The following is a 23,908-nucleotide window of genomic DNA, read 5'->3' on the forward strand; positions in this document are numbered from 1 at the left end:
GTTTAACTAACCATAAGCTAACTTTAGCCTTGTAATAGTTGCAATTGCTTAATGTGTAATAGGCTTGTCATTGAATTTTCATTTAGATATTTGCTAAACTAACAAACCAAAGTTTACAAATACGAACAAAATGAAAAAAACATTATTAATTACAATGCTTGTGTTTTTAGCAAGTTTTGTAGCACATGCCCAAACGGTATTTACGGGTAAGGTGTTAGACGAAAACCAAGTTCCTTTACCTGGTGCTACAGTAGTAGTGAAAGGAACAACGAACGGGGTGGCCACAGATTTTGATGGTAACTTCAGTATTGAACTGAACGGTTCAAATGACATTTTAGTGGTATCCTATATTGGGTATATTGCTCAGGAGTATAATACAGCGAATAAAATTACGGGCACCATAAATCTACAGCCCGATTCTCAACAACTAGATGAAGTAGTAGTTACCGCATTGGGAATAGAAAGAGAGAAAAAGTCTTTGGGTTACGCCTCTCAGGAATTGGATAATGACGAGGTTGTTCAGGCGCGGGAGCCAAACTTATTGAACAGTATGTCCGGTAAGGTGGCCGGTTTACAAATTACCAACAGTCCAACCGGATTGGGTGGCTCGGCAAGGGTTTCTATACGTGGTGATGCTTCTCTGAACATTAATGGTAACTCGCCATTGTTCATAGTAGATGGTACACCTATCAGTAATGAAATTGTTGGTTCTAGTGGATCAGGTACGCAGAATGTAGATTATGGTAATGGTGCAGCTGAAATCAATCCGCAAGATATAGAATCGATCAACGTACTAAAAGGACCGGCTGCGGCAGCGCTTTATGGATCAAGAGCGGCAAACGGTGCTATTATCATAACAACTAAAAAAGGGAAATCCCAAAGTAGTAAGCTTGGTGTTTCTTTTAATACGGGTATTACCGTAGAAAATGTATTAATGCTACCAGATTGGCAAAATGAGTACGGACAGGGGAATAACCAACAGTTTTCTTTTGTGGATGGTAGTGGTTCCGGTATTGCCGATGGTGTTGATGAAAGTTGGGGCCCAAGATTGGATACCGGACTTATGATCGCACAATTTGACTCGCCAAGAACAGATGGAACCAGAGGTGGTGACACCTCGGTCAGTAATGCCGATATTATTCCTACACCATGGGTATCTCAACCTGATAATACAAAAGATTTCTTTGAAACTGGTATTACAAAGACCAATAGTATTGCCATTTCTAAAAGTGGTGACATGGGAAACATGAGATTGTCGTTTCAGAACTTAGATCAAGAAGGTACATTGCCCAATACTGATCTCAATAGAAATACCTTAAGTTTTTCCGGAACCATGAATGTATCGGATAAAGTAAAGGTAAATGCCAATCTTAATTACGTAAAGACAGATAGTGACAATAGACCTGCAGTAGGTTACGGTACGGAAAGTATCATGTACCTGTTCATTTGGTACGGGCGTCAATTGAATACCAATAACCTTAGAGATTATTGGCAACCTGGTCTAGAGGGTATACAGCAGTTTAACTACAACTACAATTATCATGATAACCCTTATTTTACTATGTATGAAAATACCAATGCGCAAGATAAGGATCGTATGTTCGGTAATGTAAGCCTTACTTATGACATTAGTGAAAACTGGAAGTTGTTGCTTCGTAGCGGTCGTGATTTCTATAGAGATTTTAGGGTTCGTAAAAGAGCGTTCAGTACGCAGCGTTTTCCTTTTGGGACATACCAAGAAGATAATATTTTCTTTGAAGAAAGTAATTCTGATTTCTTGCTGAGTTATGATAAAACCTTTGGAGAAAAGTTTAATTTAAATATTTCCGCAGGTGGAAACCAATTACGTCAAAAGCAAGATTTTACAAAAAGTGTAGCTCCACAGTTGATCAATCCTGGGGTGTATTCATTTAATAATAGTAGACAGGCGGTGCAAGTGAGCTCTAATAACAGTGAAAAGCGCATCAATAGTTTATATGGTTATGCCAGATTTGGCTATGACAATGTATTGTTTATGGACATTACAGGAAGAAATGACTGGTCTAGTACATTGCCAGAAGGTAATAATTCATATTTCTATCCGTCGGTTACATTAAGTGCCATTGCCAGTGATATGTTCAATATGCCAGACTGGGTAACGTTTGCCAAGGTTAGGGCTGCTTATGCTGAGGTAGGTAATGATACCGATGCGTATAGATTACGTAGTTTTTACCAAAATGAGACTCAATTTGATAGTTCCACACCTATATTGACAGAATCTTCGCTGATACCAAATGCAAATTTAAAACCAGAGATAACCGGCTCTTATGAATTTGGTCTGGACCTGCGTTTTCTACAAAGTAGAATTAATTTGGATATGACCTATTATGATAGCGCTACCAAAAACCAGATCATAAATATTAGTACGGATATTGCCAGTGGTTATAGCAGTCAGTTGATCAATGCGGGCGAAGTTCGTAACTACGGTTTTGAGGCCATTGCCAACTTTGTTCCAGTGTTAACGGATAATTTTAAATGGAGCTCAACCTTCAATTTCGCCACTAATAAAAGTGAGGTGAAAGATTTGGGTGATGATATTCAGTTTACGTTGACCGAGGCTAACGGTGCATATATACAAGCTCGTGAAGGAGGTTCTATCAGTGCTATTTATGGTAGAGGTTTTCAAAGAGTAGAAGATGAAACTAGTGAGTACTTTGGGCAAATGATCATTAATAATCAAGGTATTCCAGAACGTACGGATGATTTGGTATACCAAGGTGATTATGCACCAGACTTTACATTGGGTATACAAAATACCTTTAAATATAAGAATGTTGATCTAGGGTTTTTAATCGATACCAGACAGGGCGGTATCGTAGTATCTAGAACAAAGACTATTGGTAGTACTTCTGGGCAACTGCAAGAAACTTTAGAAGGAAGGGAAACCGGAATTGTTGCAGAAGGTGTTATAAATACGGGAACGGCAGAGAACCCCGTATATACTCCAAACACTATAAATGTAGATGCTAGAACATTCAATAACAGATATTATGAAAGGGATAATGTAGAAGCGGCAAAGTATGATGCTTCTTATACCAAACTTAGAGAGGTTTCATTAGGATATTCATTTCCGCAAAAAATGATCGATCAATTACCGATCACCAATGCTAGAATTTCTGTAACAGGTAGAAACCTGATTCTATGGACGGACAATCCTCATTTTGATCCAGAAACGGTTGGTGTTTCCGGGGGTACGTTGCAACCGGGTATAGAAAACATGAGTTACCCAAGTTCGCGTTCGTTCACCTTTAACCTACAGGTTAATTTCTAATTGACGAAAACTAAATAATATAAAGAAATCATGAAAAAAATACTATTACTTCTAATATCCTTGGTACTTGCGGTTAGCTGTACCGAAGATTTTGAAACGATCAATATAAATCCTAACTACCCGGCTTCTGCACAACCAGAACTTTTATTGCCGGGCGTACAACGAGAAATGGCCTATAATTGGGGAAACCAAGGTTGGGAAGAAGGTTTTACTGTGGTACAATATGGCGCTAGGTTGCAGTTTACCAGTGGCGATACCTATAACTGGTCTCCGTCTGGTGATCCTTATGACAATGCATATGCGTCTTTACGCGATGTGGAAAATATCATTAGGGATACGGAGACCAATGAAGAAGCGCAAAATTACTATGGTGTTGCCTTGGTAATGAAATCTTGGATTTATTCTTACGTAACCGATGCCTATGGTGATGTGCCTTATTCTGAAGCTACCAGTGGTATTGAAGACGGTAACGTAACTCCTGCTTTTGACGCTCAAAGCTCTATTTATGCTGGTATTTTGGCAGATTTAGAAACTGCGAACACCGTTTTAACGGGAGCTGGCAATATATCTGGTGACATCATCTATAATGGTGATATTGAAAAATGGAGAAAGTTTGCCAATTCATTGAGGTTGCGTTTGCTAATGCGTATCAGTGATGTTGATAATGCTACCGCAGTTGCGGGTATGGCTCAAATAACGGGTAACCCATCTGCCTATCCTGTTTTTGAAAGTAATGAAGATATGGCTTTTGTAGAGTGGAATTCTGATAACCCACAACCAAAATATGACGCCCGTAGCGGTAGTTTTGACGAGGTGAGATTAAGCCAAACTCTTGAAACCCGTTTAAAGGATTTGAACGATAATAGACTATATGTTTTTGCACAGCCAACCACAGATTCTGATAAAGGTATTTTCTCTGAAGATTTTAATGATTATGTAGGTATGCCCAATGGGTTGGATGATGAAGCGGCATTAGGATATAGTCCCTCTGGAAACCCAGATGAGTCCGGCTCAAATTTCATCTCTAGACTAGGTATTCTTTTAGCATGTAGAGCCTGTAACCCAGAGCAGGCTTCGGCTACGGCTTCACATACTATTATAATGAGCTACTCTGAACTTCAGTTTATTTTGGCAGAAGCTGCTGAAAGAGGATTTATTTCTTCTGGCGATGCAGCTATGTATTATGAAAACGGAATTAGAGCTTCATTTGCATATTATACAGAAAGAGTTGCCGCTGGCGGATGGTCAGATATTGCCAATGCTATGCAAGCAACGGATCTTGAGGCTTATGTTGGTCAAGATGCTGTAGCATTAACTGCAGCTACAGATGATAATTTGGCGAAAATTGCGCTTCAAAAATGGATATCGTTATTCTATACCGGTTTTGAAGGATGGTCAGATTGGAGAAGAACGGGAATGCCAGAAGTAATTCCAGGACCAGATGCTGTTAACGATGGTATGGTTCCGGTACGTTTTCAATATCCAAATTCCGTAAAATCTACCAATAGCGAAAACTACAATGCCGCTGTACAAAGTATGGGTACCGATGATATTAATACCAAACTTTGGTGGGATGTTGATTAAGCATAGGGTTAAAAAATACACTTCAATTATAACACTGACCATAGGGATGACCTCCCTATGGTCTTGTGATTATGACAAGTTGGATAAAATGGGTTCTGAAACCACCCATGTTGTGGTGATCGGTTTTGATGGGTTGAGTCCAGACGGACTCCAAAATGCTGATACACCTACTTTTGATACTATGATAGAAGAGGGTGCTTCAACCATGCACGCAAGGGCAGTTTTACCCACAAGTTCAAGTACCAATTGGGCTTCTATGATTATGGGTGCCGGACCGGAACAACACGGTATTACATCCAATGCTTGGGAAAGAGATAATCTTACCTTACCTGCGGTTACACAGAGCGAACCTTTTTTGTTTCCCAGTATTTTTCATTTGATTCGTGAGCAAAGAACATCGGAAAAAATTGGAGCTATTTATCATTGGGGAGGTTTTGGACGGTTATTTGAGAAAAATGCGGTAGATTTTGACGAAAATCCCGCTACCGAGGAAGTAACTGCTGTGAACGCCAGTAGTTATATCAAAGTAGAAAAACCCTTATTTACGTTTGTCCACTTTGATCATATTGACCACGCTGGTCATGAGTTTGGGCACGGTACAAAAGAGTATTACCATGCGGTTGAAAAGGCAGATTCATTATTGGCGGAAATTATGAAGGCCATTACGGAATCTGGTATGGCAGATAATACTATGGTAATCATTAGTTCTGATCATGGCGGTAAGGGCAAAGGCCATGGTGGCGAATCTATGGAAGAAATTGAAATACCTTTTATACTTTGGGGCAAGGGTATAAAAAAAGATTATAGGATAAAATATCCGGTATACCAATATGATAATGCTGCAACTGTTGCACACGCCCTACAAATTAAAACACCACGTGCATGGATCGGTAGACCTGTACTTGAGGCTTTTGAGGGTGAAAATGTGGAAGATGATTACCCTACTTCGGTACAGTTGAAAAAACCAAGATTAAATCGACCGGCAAAAGGCTATGCGACAGATGGGGGCTTGTTCAATGGGGAGGTCCAGTTAGTATTAGAAAACCCAAATGCCTACGGTGAAATTAGGTATACGCTAAATGGTGTAATGCCAACGAAAGAATCCAACACCTTTAAACAGTCCATAGTTCTAAAAGAAAATACGGTGGTTAAGAGTGCCATATTTGTTGCTGATAAGTTGAGCAGTGGGGTTTCCGAAGCATTTTTTAGGATAAAACCAGCATCGCTTAAAGCTCCTGTTTCTTATGAGGTTTTTCATTTGAACGACCTTTCCTTTATTCCATCAATAGGGAATAGAAAACCAGATGCTAAGGGAACCGTTTTTGAATTTTCATCGGAAGAAGTTCGTCAGCATATACAAGCAAACACCTTGTTCAGGTTTAAGAGTATGCTCAAGATTGAACATGAAGACAGTTACAATTTTGCAGTAAGATCAGATGATGGTAGTAAGCTGTACATAGATGGTCACTTGGTTGTCGATAATGACGGGGATCATGGAGTAAGAACAAAAACAGGAAGTATTGAAATGGACAAAGGTAGTCACACCGTTGAGGTGCTTTGGTTCAATGGCAGTGGTGACGGTTGGTTAGATGTTTATATTGAAGGTGATAAAACGCCTAATCAAATTTTATCTACGGATTTTTTAAAAGCGCGATAATGTTGAATGACCGTAATATGAAACATGATCCATTGCAGAATAAACGTACCGAAGGAGATATAAATAACACCCATGCCAGAAATGAATGGATTGATGGTATTACCGATGTAAAGACTTTAAGGTTATTGGAAAAAGATGCCCGTTACTTTTTTCATCAAGCCCTGTCTACGCCTTGTTTAGATGTGCTTGGTAATTGTAGCGGTCCACATATAGAGAATATATCCGGTAAGCGATATTTAGATTTTCATGGTAACAATGTGCATCAACTGGGGTTCTCACATCCAAAATTGGTAAAGCGCTTAACGGAGCAGTTGCAGAGACTGTCTTTTTCTACCAGGAGATATACGAATGAACCTGCTATAAAATTTGCGGAGAAGCTGGCTTCATTGCTTCCATCGGATTTAAATAGGGTTTTAATGACTCCAAACGGGAGTTCGGCGGTAGGTATTGCTTTAAAATTGGCACGCGCCGTTACCGGTAAATTTAAAGTGGTATCGTTTTGGGATTCTTTTCATGGCGCATCTTTAGATGCTATCAGTGTTGGTGGAGAAGCTGTTTTTAGGGAATATATGGGACCAATGATGCCAGGTGTAGAAAGAATACCTCCCCCAGTTAGCTATAGGGGTATTTTTGAAGGTGATGAGGCTAAATGCTTGGAATATTTGGAATATGTATTTGCTAAAGAGGGTGATATAGGTGCTTTTATCGCAGAGACGGTTCGCAATACGGACGTTCAATTGCCTTCGGTCACATTTTGGAAAGCAGCTCGTGCATTATGTGATAAGTATGGGGTTGTTCTTATTTTAGATGAAATACCCATTGCTTTGGGCAGAACCGGAAAAATGTTCGCTTTTGAACATTACGGTATAGAACCGGATATTCTTTGTTTGGGAAAAGGTTTGGGCGGTGGTATTTTTCCACAGGCCTGTATGGTTACCAGAGATAGGTATAATACCTTCCCGGACATTTCATTAGGGCATTATACCCATGAAAAAAGTCCCTTAGGTGCCATGGCGGCATTGACGACCTTAGAAATTATAGAAGAGGAAAAAATACTGCATAAGGTTGCGGGAGATTCTTTGACAATGTGTACTTCAATGACCATTTTAAAGGAAAAGTACGAACTTATAGGCGATATACGTGGTCGTGGATTACTATGGGGCGTTGAGTTGGTAACCAATAGGGAGACGAAAGAGAAAGCAGTGGAAAAAGCTGAACAGGTTATGTACAATTGCCTTAAAAATGGTCTGAGTTTTAAGGTATCCGCAGGTAATGTGCTTCAATTGGCTCCGGCGTTGACCATTACTAGAACTGAATTAAAGAATGCAATACAAATTTTAGAACATGCGCTAGATAGCGTTAGTAATTAATGACATATGAAACTATTGAATTTTACTTTTTTGGCAACCTATTTTTGTGGTGTTGCCTTATATGCCCAAGAGACATCGGTATTTGTGGTTAAGCCTTATTTGCAAGATGCGAACCCTACCGAAATTACGGTAATGTGGGAGACTTCTTTGGGAGAAGAAAGCGTGGTTGAGTTTGGTACATCACCTAAGCTGGGTAAAAAAGCGGTAGGTGGTGCTGAGGATATCAACTTTGGTCCATCTCGTATTCATGAGGTAAAACTAACGGGACTAAAAAGATTTACTACCTATTATTATCGTGTGAAAACAGATAAGTTGGTGTCAGAAATTTATCAGTTTAAGACACCTCCATTTGCAAGTGATAATGAGTCGTTCAATTTTTTGGCTATGAGCGATATGCAGATTGATCACCAAAATCCGGATAAGTTCAATGAAATTGTAAACAAAGGTATACTGCCCTTCTTGAAGTCCAAATATGGCAATACTACGCCAGATGATTTGGCAATGGTTTTAATACCTGGAGATTTGGTAGAGAACGGTGCAAAGTATGAGCAGTGGCAAAACGACTTTTTTAAGCCTGCGCAAAAACTTTTTTCAGAAGTGCCTGTGTATCCTGTATTGGGTAATCATGAAAGAAACGCAAACTATTATTTTAAATATTTTAGTTTGCCTAAAAATGGTACACCCGCATATGCAGAGCATTGGTGGTACAAAGATTATGGCAATACCAGAATTATCGGTCTTAATTCAAATGAAGGATACCGTGATAGTCGTGAGCAATTTGCTTGGCTGAAATCATTGCTTGAAGAGACGGCTAAGAATGGGGAAATAGATTTTGTGTTCGCACAATTGCACCATCCGCACAAATCTGAATTATGGATTCCTGGTGAAGAAGAATCTTCAGGTAAGGTGGTAAAAATGTTAGAGGAATTTACCACCAAAACAGGTAAGCCTAGTTTGCATTTTTTTGGACATACCCATGGCTATTCTAGAGGGCAGTCTAAGGATCATAAACATCTTTGGATCAATGTGGCATCCGCAGGTGGTGCTATTGATAATTGGGGTGAGTTTGAGGGTAGGGACTATGATGAATTCAGTGTTACCCAAGATGAATACGGATTTGTTATGGTAGAGGTTGATGGTAATCATGAGAATCCAAAATTCACCATCAAAAGAATCAGTAGAGGAAATAAAGAGTTGTATAGGGACAATGAAAAAACAGATGAAATTGTCATTTATGCCAACTCACATCAACCGGAAACTCCAATAGCTATTGCATTTAGTGGTGCGGTGGAGTATACTGGCGGAATGTTAAAGGCGCAACCTTTTAAAAGTTCCTTTAAAGATGCCTATCATGCGGCATCACATTGGCAAATATCCACAACAGAGGATTTTGATACATTGGTTCTGGATAGTTGGAAACAATCTGAAAATTGGTACTACGGCGAGAACAGGCAAAAAAACGATAACTTAACCGATGAACCCACTAAAAGATTAAATCCGAATACCAAATATTATTGGCGAGTACGCTATAGGGACCAACATTTAAATTGGAGCGATTGGTCAAAAACTGAATCATTTAAAACGAATAATTAATTTGATGATGAAAATACGAACGAGAATACTATTGGTTGCCGTGCTATTTATGTGGGTAGGGGCAACAGCCCAAATTGATAAGACCGCTAATGTATTTTTAATTACGTTAGATGGTGTACGTTGGCAAGATGTATATCATGGTTTAGATACAGCATTGGTGCAGAGTAATTATACAGAGGGCAAAGATCTGTTAAATAAAATGTTTTCAGATAGTTCACCTGAAGAAAGTAGGGAAAAAATCATGCCTTTTTTTTGGAATACCATTGCCAAAGATGGTCAATTGTACGGCAATAGGACCAAAGGCAGTAAAGTTGATCTCACTAATAAAATGTTATTTTCCTATCCTGGGTATAATGAGATCTTAACCGGTAAGGCAGATGATGCCCATATTGATAGTAACGACAAAAACTACAATAAGAATGTAACGGTTTTAGAATTGGCAAATAAACAAGAGCGGTATACAGGTAAGGTTGCCGCCTTTGCCAGTTGGGACGTTTTTCCTTTTATCATCAATGATAAAAGGAGCGGAATCCCCGTAAATGCCGGGTATATGAATGCCCAAGGAGATTTGAGTGGTAGGGAGATATTCTTAAATGAAATGCAACGTCAAGCGCCAATTATTTGGGAAAGTGTACGGTTAGATGTGTTTACCCACCATTACGCAAAAGAATATGTAAAAAAGAACCATCCTAAAGTTGTATACATATCTTATGGAGAAACGGATGATTTTGCACATGGCGGCAAGTTTGATTTCTACATGAAATCATTACATAATACTGACGCTTTAATAGCGGATTTATGGCAATACGTACAGCAAGACGATTTTTATAAGGATAATACCTATTTTATAATCACTACGGACCATGGTAGGGGATCTGGTATTCTTGAAGATTCTAAATGGACAAGTCATGGTAGCAATGTAAAAGGAGCCCAACATACATGGTTGGCTATTTTAGGTCCAAATGTAAAACCTGTTGGGGAAGTAGTTAATGGACAACTTTATACCGATCAACTTGCGCCAACCATAGCTAAAATTTTAGAAGTTGACGTAGATATACAAACTATGCCGGCAAAACCGATTAACTTAAAATAACATTGATGATTTCTTTAAATTAAAACTAAAGTTAATTGCGATTTTTACAGCGAGTTTAGAATAAATTAGATTTGAAATAAGCCAATGCCAATGAATTTTGGTGTTGGATTTTTTTTGTTGATAAGCTAATAAAAAGAAGGCTGTTACACACAGTATAACAGCCCATTTGTACATTAAACACAAAAGTATTAATTCATACTATACACTACGTTGACCGTTAATTGCTCTTGGTAGTCAGCATAATAACTGGTCCAATCGTCATTATAATTAGAGTTACTGCTAATAGCGTGTATGTTGCCTAAATCAGTGTTTATCGTTTTACATAATTCCATAGCATATGCCTTGGCATTTTCCAATGCGGCATTGAGTGCAACTTTGTTGTTTTCAGGTGAAACATTTTGTTTTACTTGAAATTGTAATTGAACCCCTAACAAGTTTGTCTTCAGTAATTTCATGGCTAGCTCTTTAGAATCTGTTTCATAGTATAAAATGGTACCGTCGCGTTGATATCCTAAAGAAAAATACTCCATCTCTTTTTCTTGAAATTTAGAGGTATCTATGTCCAGTGCTTTTAATTCTTGATAATATTGTTTTCTTAATTGGTCTAGGTTTTCCACTCGTGTATCGGCATAGTAGACTTGATCCATACTTAAGGTAGCCTTAACCCTGTATTTAATAATTGTTTTTTCTAAAGGGATGCTACCGGTTACGGTCACTGTCTTTTGTTCTAAATTAATTTGTGCCTGTAAAGCGTTGATTGCAAAAAGGCTAAATAAAAGGATGATGCTAATTTTTCTCATTTAATTTATAATTTTAGAGGTTTAATAGTTTAAGATTTTTTTTACGAGTTATATTCTTGGCGAATAGTGAATAGTTTTAGGTTTATGGTCGTTTGAAAATAGGTCTGAGTGTGTTTTTATGATATCCTGATTTTACGTTCAAAATTATTGCTGTTTTGTAGGAAATAATAGAATTAAACTTTTTTTTGTAAAAATTCAACTTGGAATTTTAAGTAATTGCCAATCGTAATCCTTGGTGTTACTGCTGTTTATTGGATTTTCTATAGAATTCATTAGTTAGTTTCAAAAATTTATTGTAAGTTAAATCTTGTTAATTTGTAAGAACTAAATTTCCCCAGGGATTAACGAATATAATTTGCTATGAAAATAGACACCGTTTGTATTATAGATGACGACCCAATTTGCGTTTATGGTACTAAGATTCTTTTAAACCACAATAATTTTGTGAGCGCTGATATTCTTGTTTACGAGGATGGTGATGAAGCTTTAACCAATTTAACCAATCAATTAGATAAGGGACAGCCAATGCCCGATATTATTTTATTGGATCTCAATATGCCCATCATGGATGGGTGGGGCTTTTTGGATAAATTCTCAAAATTACCATTGGTAAACAAACCACAGATTTTTATAGTAAGCTCACATTATGGAGACCATGAAATTAAGCGGGCAAAAGAGTATGAACTGGTTCGCGATTTTATTTCCAAACCATTGATTTCAAAAAATCTGAACGATATTATAGAGATGAGCAAAACTGCAGTGTAAAGGTGTTACAACTTTAGCTTAAATCTAGCTCGTTCAATATAAAATAAATGTTGACCACATTTGCTTTATGATAGCTTAATAGTCTATTAAAAGACATCATATAACCCAAGCCGTTCAATGCCTTATTTTCGGTTTTTTTTAGGCTTATCTCATGTAAATTCTCGGTAATTTCATTTACTATTGAATCTACGGTATTGCCTGGGTTTACCTCTAATGAACGTAACATTTTGGTGACCAATTCCTCATTCTTAAGATTGGCATTTATGTATTTATTTACGGTTTGCTGTCTATGTTCGTCTAAAAAGCTCAGGTCACTATTTTTAAAATAATGGCTTACCTGTTTGTTAATTGCATACAGGTTACTCAATTCTTTACCTAGTAATTCTTGTTTGTCCATAGTAATCTAATTTGTCATTTCTTCATAATATAGTTTTTAAGGTTAATGTTCATTAATGTTATTGCGTGATTTTATATCTCAAAAATGAGATTGTTCATTGTTGTTTAAATGTTCATTTCATCTAAGTTTAAATGGTTTTATTTTGTCATCATCGTCAAAGTATCTTTGGGTTATACTTTTGCCAACAAGAGGTTCATATAGTTCATACTTCATATTACTGCCTGAAAATTTGGAGGTCCAATAAATGAGTTTTTTTAAATGTAACTGTCTAAATTCCTCTGATAACCGCTCTTGAAAATCACAACCGGTGATACTCAATACTTCCAATTGGATAAGTTTTGCCAATTCTATAGGTAGTGTGTTTTGTGTAAAACTTTCTATTCCTAAAACTCGAAGCGATTTCATAGTGCCGATCCAATGTGGTATCTCCCTTTTGCTGTATTTGCCGTTAATTAAAAGAGTGTCTAAAGTGAGATTGGCAATTGCAGTTGGGTAGGTTTTCATTTCTTTTGATATATGTTCTAACCAAAGGTATTTTAGTGTTTTCCACTTCGTAATCGTTTTTATGGCTTCTGAACCAAAATCATTGCAAAAGTTTACTTTAAACGCTCTTATTTGGGGCACATTTAAGCCTGACGTTGTTTGTACATCACAACTGTATAGTTCAAGTATTTTTAACTTGTTCAGACTTACCTTTGGAAAATCACGAATTCCCGTGCAATCCCTTAGCTCTAGATGTTCAAGATTTGGAGTTTGCTCCAATACCGATTGTAAAGAAGCACTATCTCCCTTATAATTATTGAGTTGTAGAGATTTTAATTTTGAGTTTTTATATCCAGAAAGTCCCTCGTAGAATTCTGGTTTATCTTCCGGGAACTCAACAAACAGATATTCTAAATTCGGACAGGCTTTTAAAAGCTCTGCAATATTGTTAGCGGGACCGGTATATTCATATTTTTTAATGCTCTGCGGATTTTTAAGAAACGCGAATCCCGATTCACCTGCTATATATGAGTTGTTTTTACCTAAGTCCATCTGTTGAGCATCCATCACATTATAAAATGCTTTTAAGTCTGATACGGGCGTATGTTCAACATTTACCTGAGTTGCCGAGCGTTTCGTTTTTCCAGGAATAATCCCTTTTAAACCTTTTATGGTCAGCTGCTCTGTATGTTTGGGCATTGCATCTGTGTTTAATTCCAAATGGTTCTCAAACTGAACGGTGAATTGCTTTAGTTTTTCAATTTTAGAAAGTGCTTTGGGTACCATAGCCGAGCTAGGTGCTTCGCCTACCGGAGTAGCATAAGAAGTGTTTTTATACAAGGTGACACTTTCTATTGTTTCCAATTCATTTATCCCATCAAAAATCCAATCTAAGTTGGGTACTAGTTTATAAGTAATGCTGGTTAGGTTTTTAAACGCTGCCAAGGTATTCTTGTGCTTTTTTTCCGGAGCTTCGCAATTAATTAAGATGGTTGTCAATTCTGGAAAATACTCCACATTGTCCAATACATAATTTAGCAGTTTGGGTGTGTCTAAATTCAGTTCTTTTCGGCTAGATTTCTCGGTCATTGGGGCAATGTCTACATTACGGTTGCCAATTTTTGTGATCAAATTTGGTCTGGACTCAAAACCAAAAAAGAAATCTGCAGAAATGGTTGTTATTTTGGGAGCTATAAGTTCAAACAGCTGCAACTTTGGCATTGCTTCAAATCCTGATGGTAAGGTTTCCAAACGGTTAGAAACTACCTTGAATTTCTCAAGTTTTGGTAGGTTTTTCATTTCCTTTGGCAACGCCGTTAGTTCGTCTAAACCATATAAATTTATCTTTTTTAATGTGGATGGAAATACAACTTTAGACAAATCTTCCACTCCTACATTTTGCAACTTTAATTCTTTTAAAAATTTAAGGTCAGCAAGCCAATTGAAATCTTTTAAATAGGTGTTGTGATCATCGCCTCCAAAAGAGTAATCGCCTTTAAAGGTGAATTCTTCCAGTGATTTTAATTTACCTATTGAAGCAGGTACTTCCTTTAAAAATGGCATGGTAAGCTTCATTTTCTTTAGGTTGGTTAGGTTGCCTAATTCATTAGGCAATTGTTCAAAATCTGCCTGTATTTCTAGTGCCTCTAAAGAGGTGAGATGAGGTAGTGCTTCTAAAATTGTAGTGTATGAATTGCCCTCATTCTTTAGTGATATTTCAAGCTTTTGTATTCCGTTGAATCTACCTAGTATACTTGGGTGTTCTACCAAACGGTCTAAAAAGTTTTTGGTGAAATTGAAGAGACCTAATTCGGGTTCTTTGAATAATAACGAGTGTAGTTTAAAAAGATTTAATTCATCAGAAAGTAATCCGTATTCCAACATCGCTACCAATCTGGAATCAACCGATTTCACACCTCCTTTTTGACTTATTTTTTTACGGCTTTTAAATGCCGTTTGAAAGTACTCAGGTGCCTGTTTTTTGATAATATTGGTGCATTCCGTTCTAATTTCTTTGTTCGCCGTTGTTTTTGCTATCACAAAAATTTCATAGAAAAAACCTTCAGGGTAGTTTGTACGGCTTTTTATAGCTTCAAAAGAAGCATCGATCTCAAAAAAATCGAATAGGGGTGTTTCGTTAGTATTCGGCATAACAACACGTAATTTTTTAGATGTACAAAGCTTTCCAAAAGCACTGGTGTTTTTGTCACTGCATTCAGTGATATTGAAGATTAAAAAAATCCTGTAGGTTGAAAAATCCCCAAATTCCGGTAGAAAGAAAAGTTACTTTCCGGCTACCTTGCCATAATTAATTGGAGACTGTAAAATAACATTGTACAGCATAAGTTAATATGTAGATACAATCCGTAATGTCATCATTTCAGAATATAAAGCATAAAGAATAGCATCATATGATTCCAGCACAAAAAGCGCACAAATATATAGCCCAACACCAAAAACCAGCCGTAGATCGTTTTGAGTTTCGTTCATTTTCTCAGCCCTACAGAAGGCTTGGGCAAATTCTAGGACGTATAAAGAAGGAGAAATATGAATATTACAATAGTAACGATTTCATTAACGAGTTTGATGATCCCTTGACCATAAACCCTTGGTTGACCGAAGAAGGTATGCGTTTGGGTATACAATTATTTGGCGTGGTACAAGCACCGTATTTATCTGCCATGTGGGATTTTATCAATACCATGCCTTACCAAAGAAGCTATGATCGCAAAGCCTTTAGATCACAACCAAGTGAAGATATTTTACAAAATAAGCTAACTATTTTTAGTCAATTTTTATACAATAGCCGTGTAGGTTTTTGTGGATTAAGCTTGCAAGAACATTTTCAATACAGCACATATTATCCACATGGCAACAGTGTTTTTTTCGCTATTGTTTTGCAAAATAGTGGTGATATGTTCAATGAGCTGTTGAACGATATTTTACAAGGTGAAGATGAAATTGGTGGTGTAAGTCAAGATATTATCAAAGCTTTATTACTGTCGGAAGATGAAAAACACTGGGACATGGTGGGTAAACTATTATTGGCTGCTCAACGTCAAGAAGGTTTGCGACAGTCCATTCTGGAATCTATGGATGAAGCAGGTCTCCAGTCTTTAAAATACATGATCAATGTAGTGTTGGAGAATGACCTTACCCGTTTCAGTAGCGTTGTAAGGGCGGTAAATACCTGGTTTGGGTTAAACTGGGAGGCGCCTAAGAAATCGGTCATCAATCGTATTTTGGAACTGGCGCACTCTTTAATTCTTAACTTAAAGGAAGTAGACACACTTCTGAAAAGTAAAGATAATATTGAGGTGTATGTGGCATTATGGGCTATAGGTATTTTGGATGTTGATAAAGCCAATGCAAAAGCCTTGGATATCGTGTATTCTTCAGCCGATAGAAACAAGAAAATTCTAGCGCTTTACTTTATGAGTAAAACGGATCGTACCAATGATTCTTTGGTTGCATATTTTATACAAGAATTAGGTAAAGATTATGCCCTAGATCATTGGATGGCGGTAAACTTACCGGAAATGCAGTTGGATAATGATACGTTTACCAAATTATTCGAGGTCGCAAAAACAGTTGAGGATAAGGGAAAAACTTATGAAAGCAAGATTTTCTCTTGGTGGAGTTTTACCCCTAATTCTCAATATTTCTATCAGTTTTTATTGCATGAGGCAACCGAGCAACAGCTGGAGCTTATGGCAAACGATCTAGATGAATTGCCGTCAGAATTTAGGGAGACTTACATTCGTAAAGTTTTTCCAATACATTATAGTTATGCATTTCACCATTATAAGACAGATGAGAAAAAAGTAAAGCTGAACTATGATCAATACTCATGGCGCAGGGCGTTGGCAAGAAAGGCTGTATACAATAGAAATGAGTGTGTTATGGCAACGGGACTCAACATTTTCCGCAAAATGCATTTATACGATACCGATTTGGAGATTGCCGAAGATCTGTTGAAACGGAAGAACAAAAGTATGCGTACCGCCGTAATACAACTGCTGGTGTCTTTACCTAATGATACCATAAAACAGAGTGCCGGCAACTTGGTTACCGCAAAAAGTATTGATCAACGATTGGCAGGTTTAGAGATACTAACCATTTTAGATGCTGAGAACAGATATCCAGATTTTGTAGAAGCTCAGGTGGCTACATTTAAGGAGCGACCCAAAATCTCCAAAAATGAACAAGTACTTTTAAATAAGTTCGTTAAAAATAAGGATGAATACAATTTCAGTAACGGTTTTGGGACTGTAGATTACAATAACTTAAGTGCTCTTTACCAGCCACAGCCTCGTTTTGAGGTTAAATCTAATTTTTTGGATAAGCTGGGTATTAAAACCTCTCAGTCTTCAGACTTTAAATTTAAGGATATCATTGACATTGATAAGATAATTACCACTGTCAATGCATTAATTGCTCTGGTTGCTGAAAATGGTACGTATGAATATCAGATGGAGGGCTATCAAGGTGAGAACGACACCACCTTTATTAACCGAGGGCTTCATGATATGAAAAAACTAGATGAGCATGCCACGGCACAGGATCGTTTACATAATTTACCATTGTCCAATGTTTGGGTAGCCTGGTACGAACAAAGTAAGTTGAACGATTTTGAAATGAGTGCCGTATTGCGTTTTCTAAACCATAAGAGTTATCCTTTTGGACAGTATGAAGAACTGGTACCTTATATAAAACAATTTTATCCAGATTTAACGGGGTTAAATATCAATAGCGAAGAAAACTATTATACCAAAATAAGAACGTACATTACTATAATCAGGCGCTTGTTCATAGTATATGCGGATAGGGAAACCATTGTTTCCTATAAGCTAGATGTTTTTGAAGACATGGTGGCTTCATTTCCCAAAAGGTTGCAAAATTATAAATTTCAATTAAGTGGGTACCATCATTCTATAACCGCTAACTGGGCAAATATTATTACATCGTATGCAGGTGATCTAAGTGTTGGCGAGATTAATTTATTAAGTAATGAAGATTTAAAAAGATTCTGGGACATTCAAATGTACTTGGTGGCACAGGATTTTGGACATCCTGATACGGTTACGGATATACAGGAAATTACCAGGGAAAAACGAAATTCTGGCAACCTTAATTTTCCAGATGTAGAAGTAACCTTAAGGCTCTATAAAGCAGGATTTATAAATGATGACGACCTACTTTTCCAAGCACTGTATTCCAATGATCTAATGACCATTATAGATGGTGGCTATAATTATAGAATTCGCAGAGGTACGCTAACTGAAAATTTGGTTCCTAAACATGTGTTTTTACCCTTAAAAACGAACCTGTTGGAAACTGAGCTGGAACGGGGAGATTTGGTGACACCGGCAACGGAGTATATTTTTTCCATTAATACCGTTGAAGGGGTAGACTATGTTTTTAAAGTGTTGCAGCGTTTGGGTAAAGATACCTTTGAGCGTGGTTATAGCTATTATGGTAATAGTAAAAAATCACTTTTCAGCGCTATTTTAAAGAAGACGACATTTAAGGAAACCGAAAGTTATGCTGATTTTGTAGCACTTGCAGACGAGCATAAAATATCTAAAAAACGACTAATAGAAGTGGCGTGCTACGCTACCCAGTGGTCAGGTGTTATTGGTGAATATCTAGGATTGGAAAAACTGGAAGATGCCGTTTGGTGGTTTCAGGCGCACGCATCTGATTATATGAGTAGCGAGAAAGAAACCATTATTTCAAGGTATTCCAATATTCCAAAATCGGACTTTTCGTTGGGTGCCATTGATATAGATTGGTTCAATAAAGTATATGGCAGTTTGAGTAAAGCCAACTGGAAAATTTTGCATGATGCCGCTAAATATATTACAGATGGTAATGCGCACAGACTGGTAAAATTATACTCCAGCGTAATGTTGGGCGAGGTGAAAATTACCGAGACATTAAAGAAGATAAAAGATAAGCGAGATAAAGATTATGTACGTGCCTTAGGGTTGATTCCGTTGAGCAAAACCGTACCTGAAAAAGATTTGTTGAAGCGTTATAACCTGTTGCAAGATTTTTTAAAGGAAAGCAAGCAGTTTGGGGCTCAGCGCCAAGAAAGTGAAAAGGCAGCAGTAGAAATTGCACTAGATAATTTGTCAAGGAATGCGGGTTATCTAGATCGCGTACGTTTTGGTTGGGCAATGGAGGCAAAGGCAACCCGGACTATAATGGAAAATGCGGTGTTGTCTATTGATGATACCCAAATTACTCTGGTCATCAATGATCTTGGAAAAGCCGAAATTATAGTTGCAAAAGGTGATAAATCTTTAAAATCCATACCGGCCAAGTTGCGAAAAGACAAGCAGGTAATCGCATTAAAAGAGAATAAAACCTACCTCTCAAGGCAATATAGTAGAACACGTTTGTCGCTAGAGAATGCTATGGTAAATGAAGATAAGTTTACCGCTTTGGAGATTCATAAAATGATGCAGCATCCTATCGTGAAGGTGATGTTGAGCAAATTGGTACTGTTCGCTCCAAATAAGGAAATCTCCGGTTTCTATACCGATGGTAGCCTTACCGACGTTTCCGGAAAAACCCATCAATTGCAAGAAGAAGATGAGTTGGTCATTGCCCATGCATCGCATTTATATACAGCGGTAGAATGGGATGTATATCAGAAACACCTTTTTGCAGAGCGTTTGGTACAGCCTTTTAAGCAGGTATTTAGAGAATTGTATCTACTTACTGAAGATGAGCGCGAGCACAGCAATAGGTCTGAGCGTTACCAAGGACATCAAATTCAGCCCAAGCAAACCGTAGCACTTTTAAGGGGTCGCGGTTGGACGGTGAGTAGGGAAGAAGGCTTACAGAAAGTATATCATAAACGCGGTTTCATTGCTACCATGTATGCTATGGCAGACTGGTATTCCCCGTCAGATGTAGAGGCACCAACGCTAGAAGAAGTTTGTTTCCACTCCATTGAAACGCATGAGCGTATTCCGCTAACAGAAATTCCGGCTGTGGTTTTTAGTGAGATTATGAGAGATATGGATCTTGTGGTAAGTGTAGCACATGTTGGTGGTGTAGATCCAGAAGCAAGCCACAGTACCATGCAAATGCGTGCTGCCTTGGCAGAAGAGTCGGCAAAATTGTTTAAGCTGAGCAATATAACGGTTAAAGAGCGTCACATATTTATACAGGGCACGTTGGGCGAGTACAGTATACATTTAGGTAGCGGTCAAGTAAGCAAAAAAGGCTTGTCGTTATCCATTATTCCAGTGCACAGTCAGCACAGGGGGCGTATGTTTTTACCCTTTGTGGATGACGACCCAAAATCTGCCGAGATCATTTCAAAAATGAAGTTACTATCAGAGGATAATAAAATACAAGATCCAACAATTTTGGCGCAGATAAATAGCTAAATAACAAGAATAATGGCGTTACCCCACTTAGGTGGGGTCGGGCTTTTGTTGCAAGTCCGCGTGCTATCGCACTGTGGGCTTTCCACGACAATCCCTAACGCTAAACAAAACAGAGATCAATGGAAATTACATTACAGCTAAAAAGACTCGGTAAGAAAAAGGTAAAGCAAGTGCCTTTCACCTTAGTGGAAACTCCAAAGAATCTTGGAGAACTTTTAATAGGTTGCGTAAAAAACCAAGTGGCGGCTTTCAACAAAAAGCGAATGGAAGTCAATGTGGTCGGTTTTTTAAGTCCCACAGAAATTCAGGATCAGGCACAAAGCGGTAAAGTAGATTTTGGCGATTTGGCAAATAAGGACCTCGCCGATGAGCAAAAAGCAATTGATAATGTTTTGCTTGCTTTTAAAGACGGACTCTTTGTTGTATTCATAGATGATGATGAGGTAACCGATTTAAAAGCACCAATAGCACTCAGCAACGAAAGTGTCATTGCCTTTATTCGAATGACATTTTTGGTGGGTACCTATTGGTAGTTACTTTAAATATCAGCGTAAAAAAACCATTATAGAACACAAACAAACAACTAAAACACATACGATTTTGACATATTTAGACGAGAGTATCAATGATGAGGTACAGAATTTAATGATAGACGTTTTTGAAGCTATCAAAACATCACAAGAAGCAACACTTGGCGTAACCGAACTTCTAGCTACGCAAAGCATCCTTGAGAACATTTTTGAAAAGGTGAAGACCACCGGTTTTTATAATGATGATGAGAATTTTAAACTGGTAAAAGCCATGAATATGGACACCGATGGTGAAAATGCCGAAGAAGCTCTGTTCAACAGTTGGGGCAGTATGGTGAAAACCATAAACACGGCTGCATCGCAAGAAGAATTCAATGCTAAATTCGCTTTGTTCGTGCCTATTCTTCTAAAAAGAATGACGGCAATTAATCAAGTTTTGGATTAGCGTTTTAGGTGAATAAATAAAGCGCTTCACCTAAAATGAAATACCAATATGCATTAACTTTTATTGAAGATGCAATATCACTGAAAATGGGTACTAATTTCAGCGCTATACGTTCCATCTTTACTGTCTTAAATTAAAACAGAACTATGGATTTTAAGACAATGCTGCAGCTACCTGTACTAGAAATTTCCCAGGTACTCAAAACCCTTCAAGGAATAGCGGACGAAGAACGAAATAAAGAAAAACCCCAAATGCCTAACGTGTCTATTGGTACCAGTAGAGGTAATGTCTCTGGGTACTTCATTAATTATGATACGGAAAAAAGTATTGTTTTATTGGGGAATTGGTATGACCATAAACCAGATTTACAATATGTAGAGTTGCATTCAATTGCTTCCATCTCGCTAGGGAATATTGAAAATTACCTATATCAATTTTCAGATGGTAACATTCCTTTTACGCCAAATGCAGAAGATGTACCAACCGTACTTCAACTTAAAAAGGAAATAAGGGATGTAGAACAATCGGTCGAGAAAATGTTGGGTAAGGCAATTGTCATTAATTATGACTATGCAGAAAAACCAGAAGATCTTGAAAAGTACTATGCAAAGAAAACAATAGTGCTATTGCAAGAAACATTAGCAGCAATAGCCGCGGACGATTTAGCCAAAGAAGCATTTGTAAACGCTGTAAAAGAGCTCTCGTTTCACTTGGGAGAGGAAAATACAGTAAACCTACAAAACAATATGCTTACTGTATGCTTAAACTTTTCTAAGGGATTAAAGAGTGTGGCGTCAAAAACGGTACTGCAGGATCGTATAGAGAAGTGTTTATAAGCTTAAAATAAGATTGATGAAAACAAAAAAGGAAAGCCAACTTGGCTTTCCTTTTTTTGTAACAACATAGTCTTTATAGACCAATACTCTTAAAGATTGTTCTCTAAGAATTCTCTTATAACCAAATCAGAGAAATACCCGCTGTGGTGACCTCCCCAACATGCAGTTAGTGAGAATACACCATCTGCTATTTTCAATTCTTTTTTGTCTTCTGCACCGTCATTGGCAATACAGAATACTTCAATGCTATTAATGCTTTCTGCAATGGCTTCTTTACCTAAATCATCTGAACATACTTCTTTAAAGGCATCTGTAACACGTTGTAAACATACACTTGGTACAAATTTTATATAATCCATTTCAAAGGTGTCCCAATTAATGTTAATAGGTAATTCTTTACCTACTATTTCATTTATTTCTTTTTGGTAATCCCCTACATATTGTTCTTCAATTGCTTTTGCGGCTCTTTTTTCCTGTAATCCCATTATGATTGTTTTTTAGATGTAATTTTGAATACTTCAAAGGTATTTTGGCACGTTAGTTTCTAAGCACCCCATTTAAGTGAAATGTAAAACTCACGGAATTCCGTGAGGTGCTTACAAGGCAATCATGGTAACTTCACTTTATAAAATTTCAGGTATGAAAACATTGATTGTTATAGGCGTTTTGCTAGTGCTGTTTTTCATTTTTGTAAGCAATTTTTCCCGTTTTATGGGTGGGATTTCAAACAATAAAGCTGCTCAGAATTTGGAACATTACTTAGAGAAAGAACACAAGGGCGAGTTAGGTTTTAGGGAACTGAATAGGTTCTTTAATGCCGCTACCATGAACCCGAACATGTTTACCGTAGTTATTTTTCATAAAGAAATACCTGAAATTGAATTCTACTGCCATGTGAATCCAAAAGAGCTATTGGAGAACGATACCTTATCGTATTATGGAACGGAAAACTTGAAAATTGCGGACCTTTACGAAAGAGAACGCAAGCGCTATGAAACACGACAAAACGTAAAAGCCGATTTTGTAAATGATATACCTGAAATAAAATTTGAGAACGATAGGTTTGAGATTTTTGTTCCGGGGGAAATAGAAACGGCTGCTTTACATGATGTAATTAAAAGGTTTGTTGCTAGGCTGAACAGTGTTTATGAGGAGTTGGATATTCCATATACCATGTCTTTGTTCATTAAGACGAAAGCCCATCCTGAGGGGTTTATTGACATTCCGCTAGAGAATATTGAAAATCAATGGCACCCGCAGATGTTTATGCTTTCTGCTACTATGAACAATTTTGTTACCATAGAAAAGGACATAAAACAACGTATTCAGACCGATTTGGATGCCTCGTATCCTAATTATGAAATAGACGATAATTACCGCAAAATCATTTTAGATAAATCTAGTTTGTCAAAAATTGCTTGGGTGCAATACCTAAAAGATAAAACCATAGACAATGATAAAAATGAGAAATGGCAAAACCCCTTAACGGGGCTGTATATTACGTACTACGATATACAAACGGGGCATTTGTATTTTGGTGAAATGGTAAGTCAAGAAAATGATAATATCTCCTATGATGAGACCTTAGCTCTTATCAAATTAAAAGTGGAAGCCGAGGGTATTCAGATGTAATAATGCT

16 protein-coding genes are annotated in these 23,908 nt (G+C 37.4%); 12 read left to right on the plus strand and 4 right to left on the minus strand.

What is annotated here, in order from left to right; genetic code table 11:
• The first annotated feature begins 130 nt into the window (after positions 1-130).
• Genes YQ22_RS12230 through YQ22_RS12255 form a run of 6 tightly spaced genes read left to right on the plus strand, consistent with a single transcriptional unit; the run spans position 131 to position 10,607 of the window.
• Positions 131-3,310 (plus strand): SusC/RagA family TonB-linked outer membrane protein, encoded by a 3,180-nt coding sequence (locus YQ22_RS12230; protein WP_071341421.1) that lies wholly within the window; start codon positions 131-133, stop codon positions 3,308-3,310.
• A 30-nt stretch (positions 3,311-3,340) separates the two neighbouring features.
• Positions 3,341-4,894 (plus strand): SusD/RagB family nutrient-binding outer membrane lipoprotein, encoded by a 1,554-nt coding sequence (locus YQ22_RS12235; RefSeq protein WP_071341422.1) that lies wholly within the window; start codon positions 3,341-3,343, stop codon positions 4,892-4,894.
• Positions 4,884-6,551 (plus strand): alkaline phosphatase family protein, encoded by a 1,668-nt coding sequence (locus tag YQ22_RS12240; RefSeq protein ID WP_071341423.1) that lies wholly within the window; start codon positions 4,884-4,886, stop codon positions 6,549-6,551. Before YQ22_RS12235 ends, YQ22_RS12240 begins: the two co-directional genes overlap by 11 nt.
• A 17-nt stretch (positions 6,552-6,568) precedes the next feature.
• Positions 6,569-7,921 carry a (R)-1-hydroxy-2-aminoethylphosphonate ammonia-lyase gene (pbfA, locus tag YQ22_RS12245; protein WP_071342576.1) on the plus strand — a complete coding sequence of 451 codons (1,353 nt, stop codon included), beginning with the start codon at positions 6,569-6,571 and terminating at the stop codon, positions 7,919-7,921.
• Between the two features lie 6 nt (positions 7,922-7,927).
• Positions 7,928-9,514 carry a fibronectin type III domain-containing protein gene (locus YQ22_RS12250; RefSeq protein ID WP_071341424.1) on the plus strand — a complete coding sequence of 529 codons (1,587 nt, stop codon included), beginning with the start codon at positions 7,928-7,930 and terminating at the stop codon, positions 9,512-9,514.
• Between the two features lie 4 nt (positions 9,515-9,518).
• Positions 9,519-10,607, plus strand: a complete 1,089-nt coding sequence (locus YQ22_RS12255) for a sulfatase-like hydrolase/transferase (protein WP_071341425.1) — start codon at positions 9,519-9,521, stop codon at positions 10,605-10,607.
• Positions 10,608-10,795: 188 nt separating this feature from the next.
• Here the strand turns inward: YQ22_RS12255 and YQ22_RS12265 are convergent, their stop codons facing one another.
• A complete protein-coding gene (locus YQ22_RS12265) occupies positions 10,796-11,407 on the minus strand; it encodes a hypothetical protein (RefSeq protein ID WP_071341427.1) in 612 nt (203 codons plus the stop codon).
• A 360-nt stretch (positions 11,408-11,767) separates the two neighbouring features.
• Here YQ22_RS12265 and YQ22_RS12270 point away from each other — a divergent pair, with 360 nt between their 5' ends.
• Entirely contained in the window at positions 11,768-12,172 is a 405-nt protein-coding gene (locus YQ22_RS12270) for a response regulator (protein ID WP_071341428.1), read from the plus strand.
• A gap of 13 nt (positions 12,173-12,185) precedes the next feature.
• Here the strand turns inward: YQ22_RS12270 and YQ22_RS12275 are convergent, their stop codons facing one another.
• On the minus strand, positions 12,186-12,569 hold the full coding sequence (locus YQ22_RS12275) for a hypothetical protein (protein ID WP_071341429.1): 384 nt from the start codon (positions 12,567-12,569) through the stop codon (positions 12,186-12,188).
• Positions 12,570-12,686: 117 nt separating this feature from the next.
• Positions 12,687-15,203 carry a hypothetical protein gene (locus tag YQ22_RS12280; protein WP_071341430.1) on the minus strand — a complete coding sequence of 839 codons (2,517 nt, stop codon included), beginning with the start codon at positions 15,201-15,203 and terminating at the stop codon, positions 12,687-12,689.
• Between the two features lie 260 nt (positions 15,204-15,463).
• Between YQ22_RS12280 and YQ22_RS12285 the strand changes: the two genes are divergently transcribed.
• The 4 genes from YQ22_RS12285 (at position 15,464) to YQ22_RS12300 (ending at position 22,269) form a co-directional block, all read left to right on the plus strand.
• Positions 15,464-20,458, plus strand: a complete 4,995-nt coding sequence (locus YQ22_RS12285; protein WP_071341431.1) for a DUF4132 domain-containing protein — start codon at positions 15,464-15,466, stop codon at positions 20,456-20,458.
• A gap of 119 nt (positions 20,459-20,577) precedes the next feature.
• The gene (locus YQ22_RS12290; protein WP_083414250.1) at positions 20,578-20,991 is read left to right on the plus strand and encodes a hypothetical protein; all 414 of its coding nucleotides are present in this window, start codon (positions 20,578-20,580) and stop codon (positions 20,989-20,991) included.
• A 67-nt stretch (positions 20,992-21,058) separates the two neighbouring features.
• The gene (locus YQ22_RS12295; protein WP_232231178.1) at positions 21,059-21,433 is read left to right on the plus strand and encodes a hypothetical protein; all 375 of its coding nucleotides are present in this window, start codon (positions 21,059-21,061) and stop codon (positions 21,431-21,433) included.
• Between the two features lie 146 nt (positions 21,434-21,579).
• Positions 21,580-22,269 carry a hypothetical protein gene (locus YQ22_RS12300; RefSeq protein ID WP_071341432.1) on the plus strand — a complete coding sequence of 230 codons (690 nt, stop codon included), beginning with the start codon at positions 21,580-21,582 and terminating at the stop codon, positions 22,267-22,269.
• Between the two features lie 89 nt (positions 22,270-22,358).
• On the opposite strand, the gene YQ22_RS12305 is transcribed toward YQ22_RS12300, so the two are convergent.
• Positions 22,359-22,754: a hypothetical protein gene (locus YQ22_RS12305; protein WP_071341433.1), complete on the minus strand. Its 396-nt coding sequence runs from the start codon at positions 22,752-22,754 to the stop codon at positions 22,359-22,361.
• Between the two features lie 154 nt (positions 22,755-22,908).
• On the opposite strand from YQ22_RS12305, the gene YQ22_RS12310 reads away from it, so the two are divergent.
• Positions 22,909-23,901, plus strand: coding sequence for a hypothetical protein (locus YQ22_RS12310; RefSeq protein WP_156894567.1), 993 nt, complete (start codon positions 22,909-22,911; stop codon positions 23,899-23,901).
• Positions 23,902-23,908 lie beyond the last annotated feature (7 nt).

Origin of the sequence: Maribacter sp. 1_2014MBL_MicDiv, assembly GCF_001865655.1 — a bacterium.
In the GTDB taxonomy this organism is placed as follows: domain Bacteria; phylum Bacteroidota; class Bacteroidia; order Flavobacteriales; family Flavobacteriaceae; genus Maribacter; species Maribacter dokdonensis.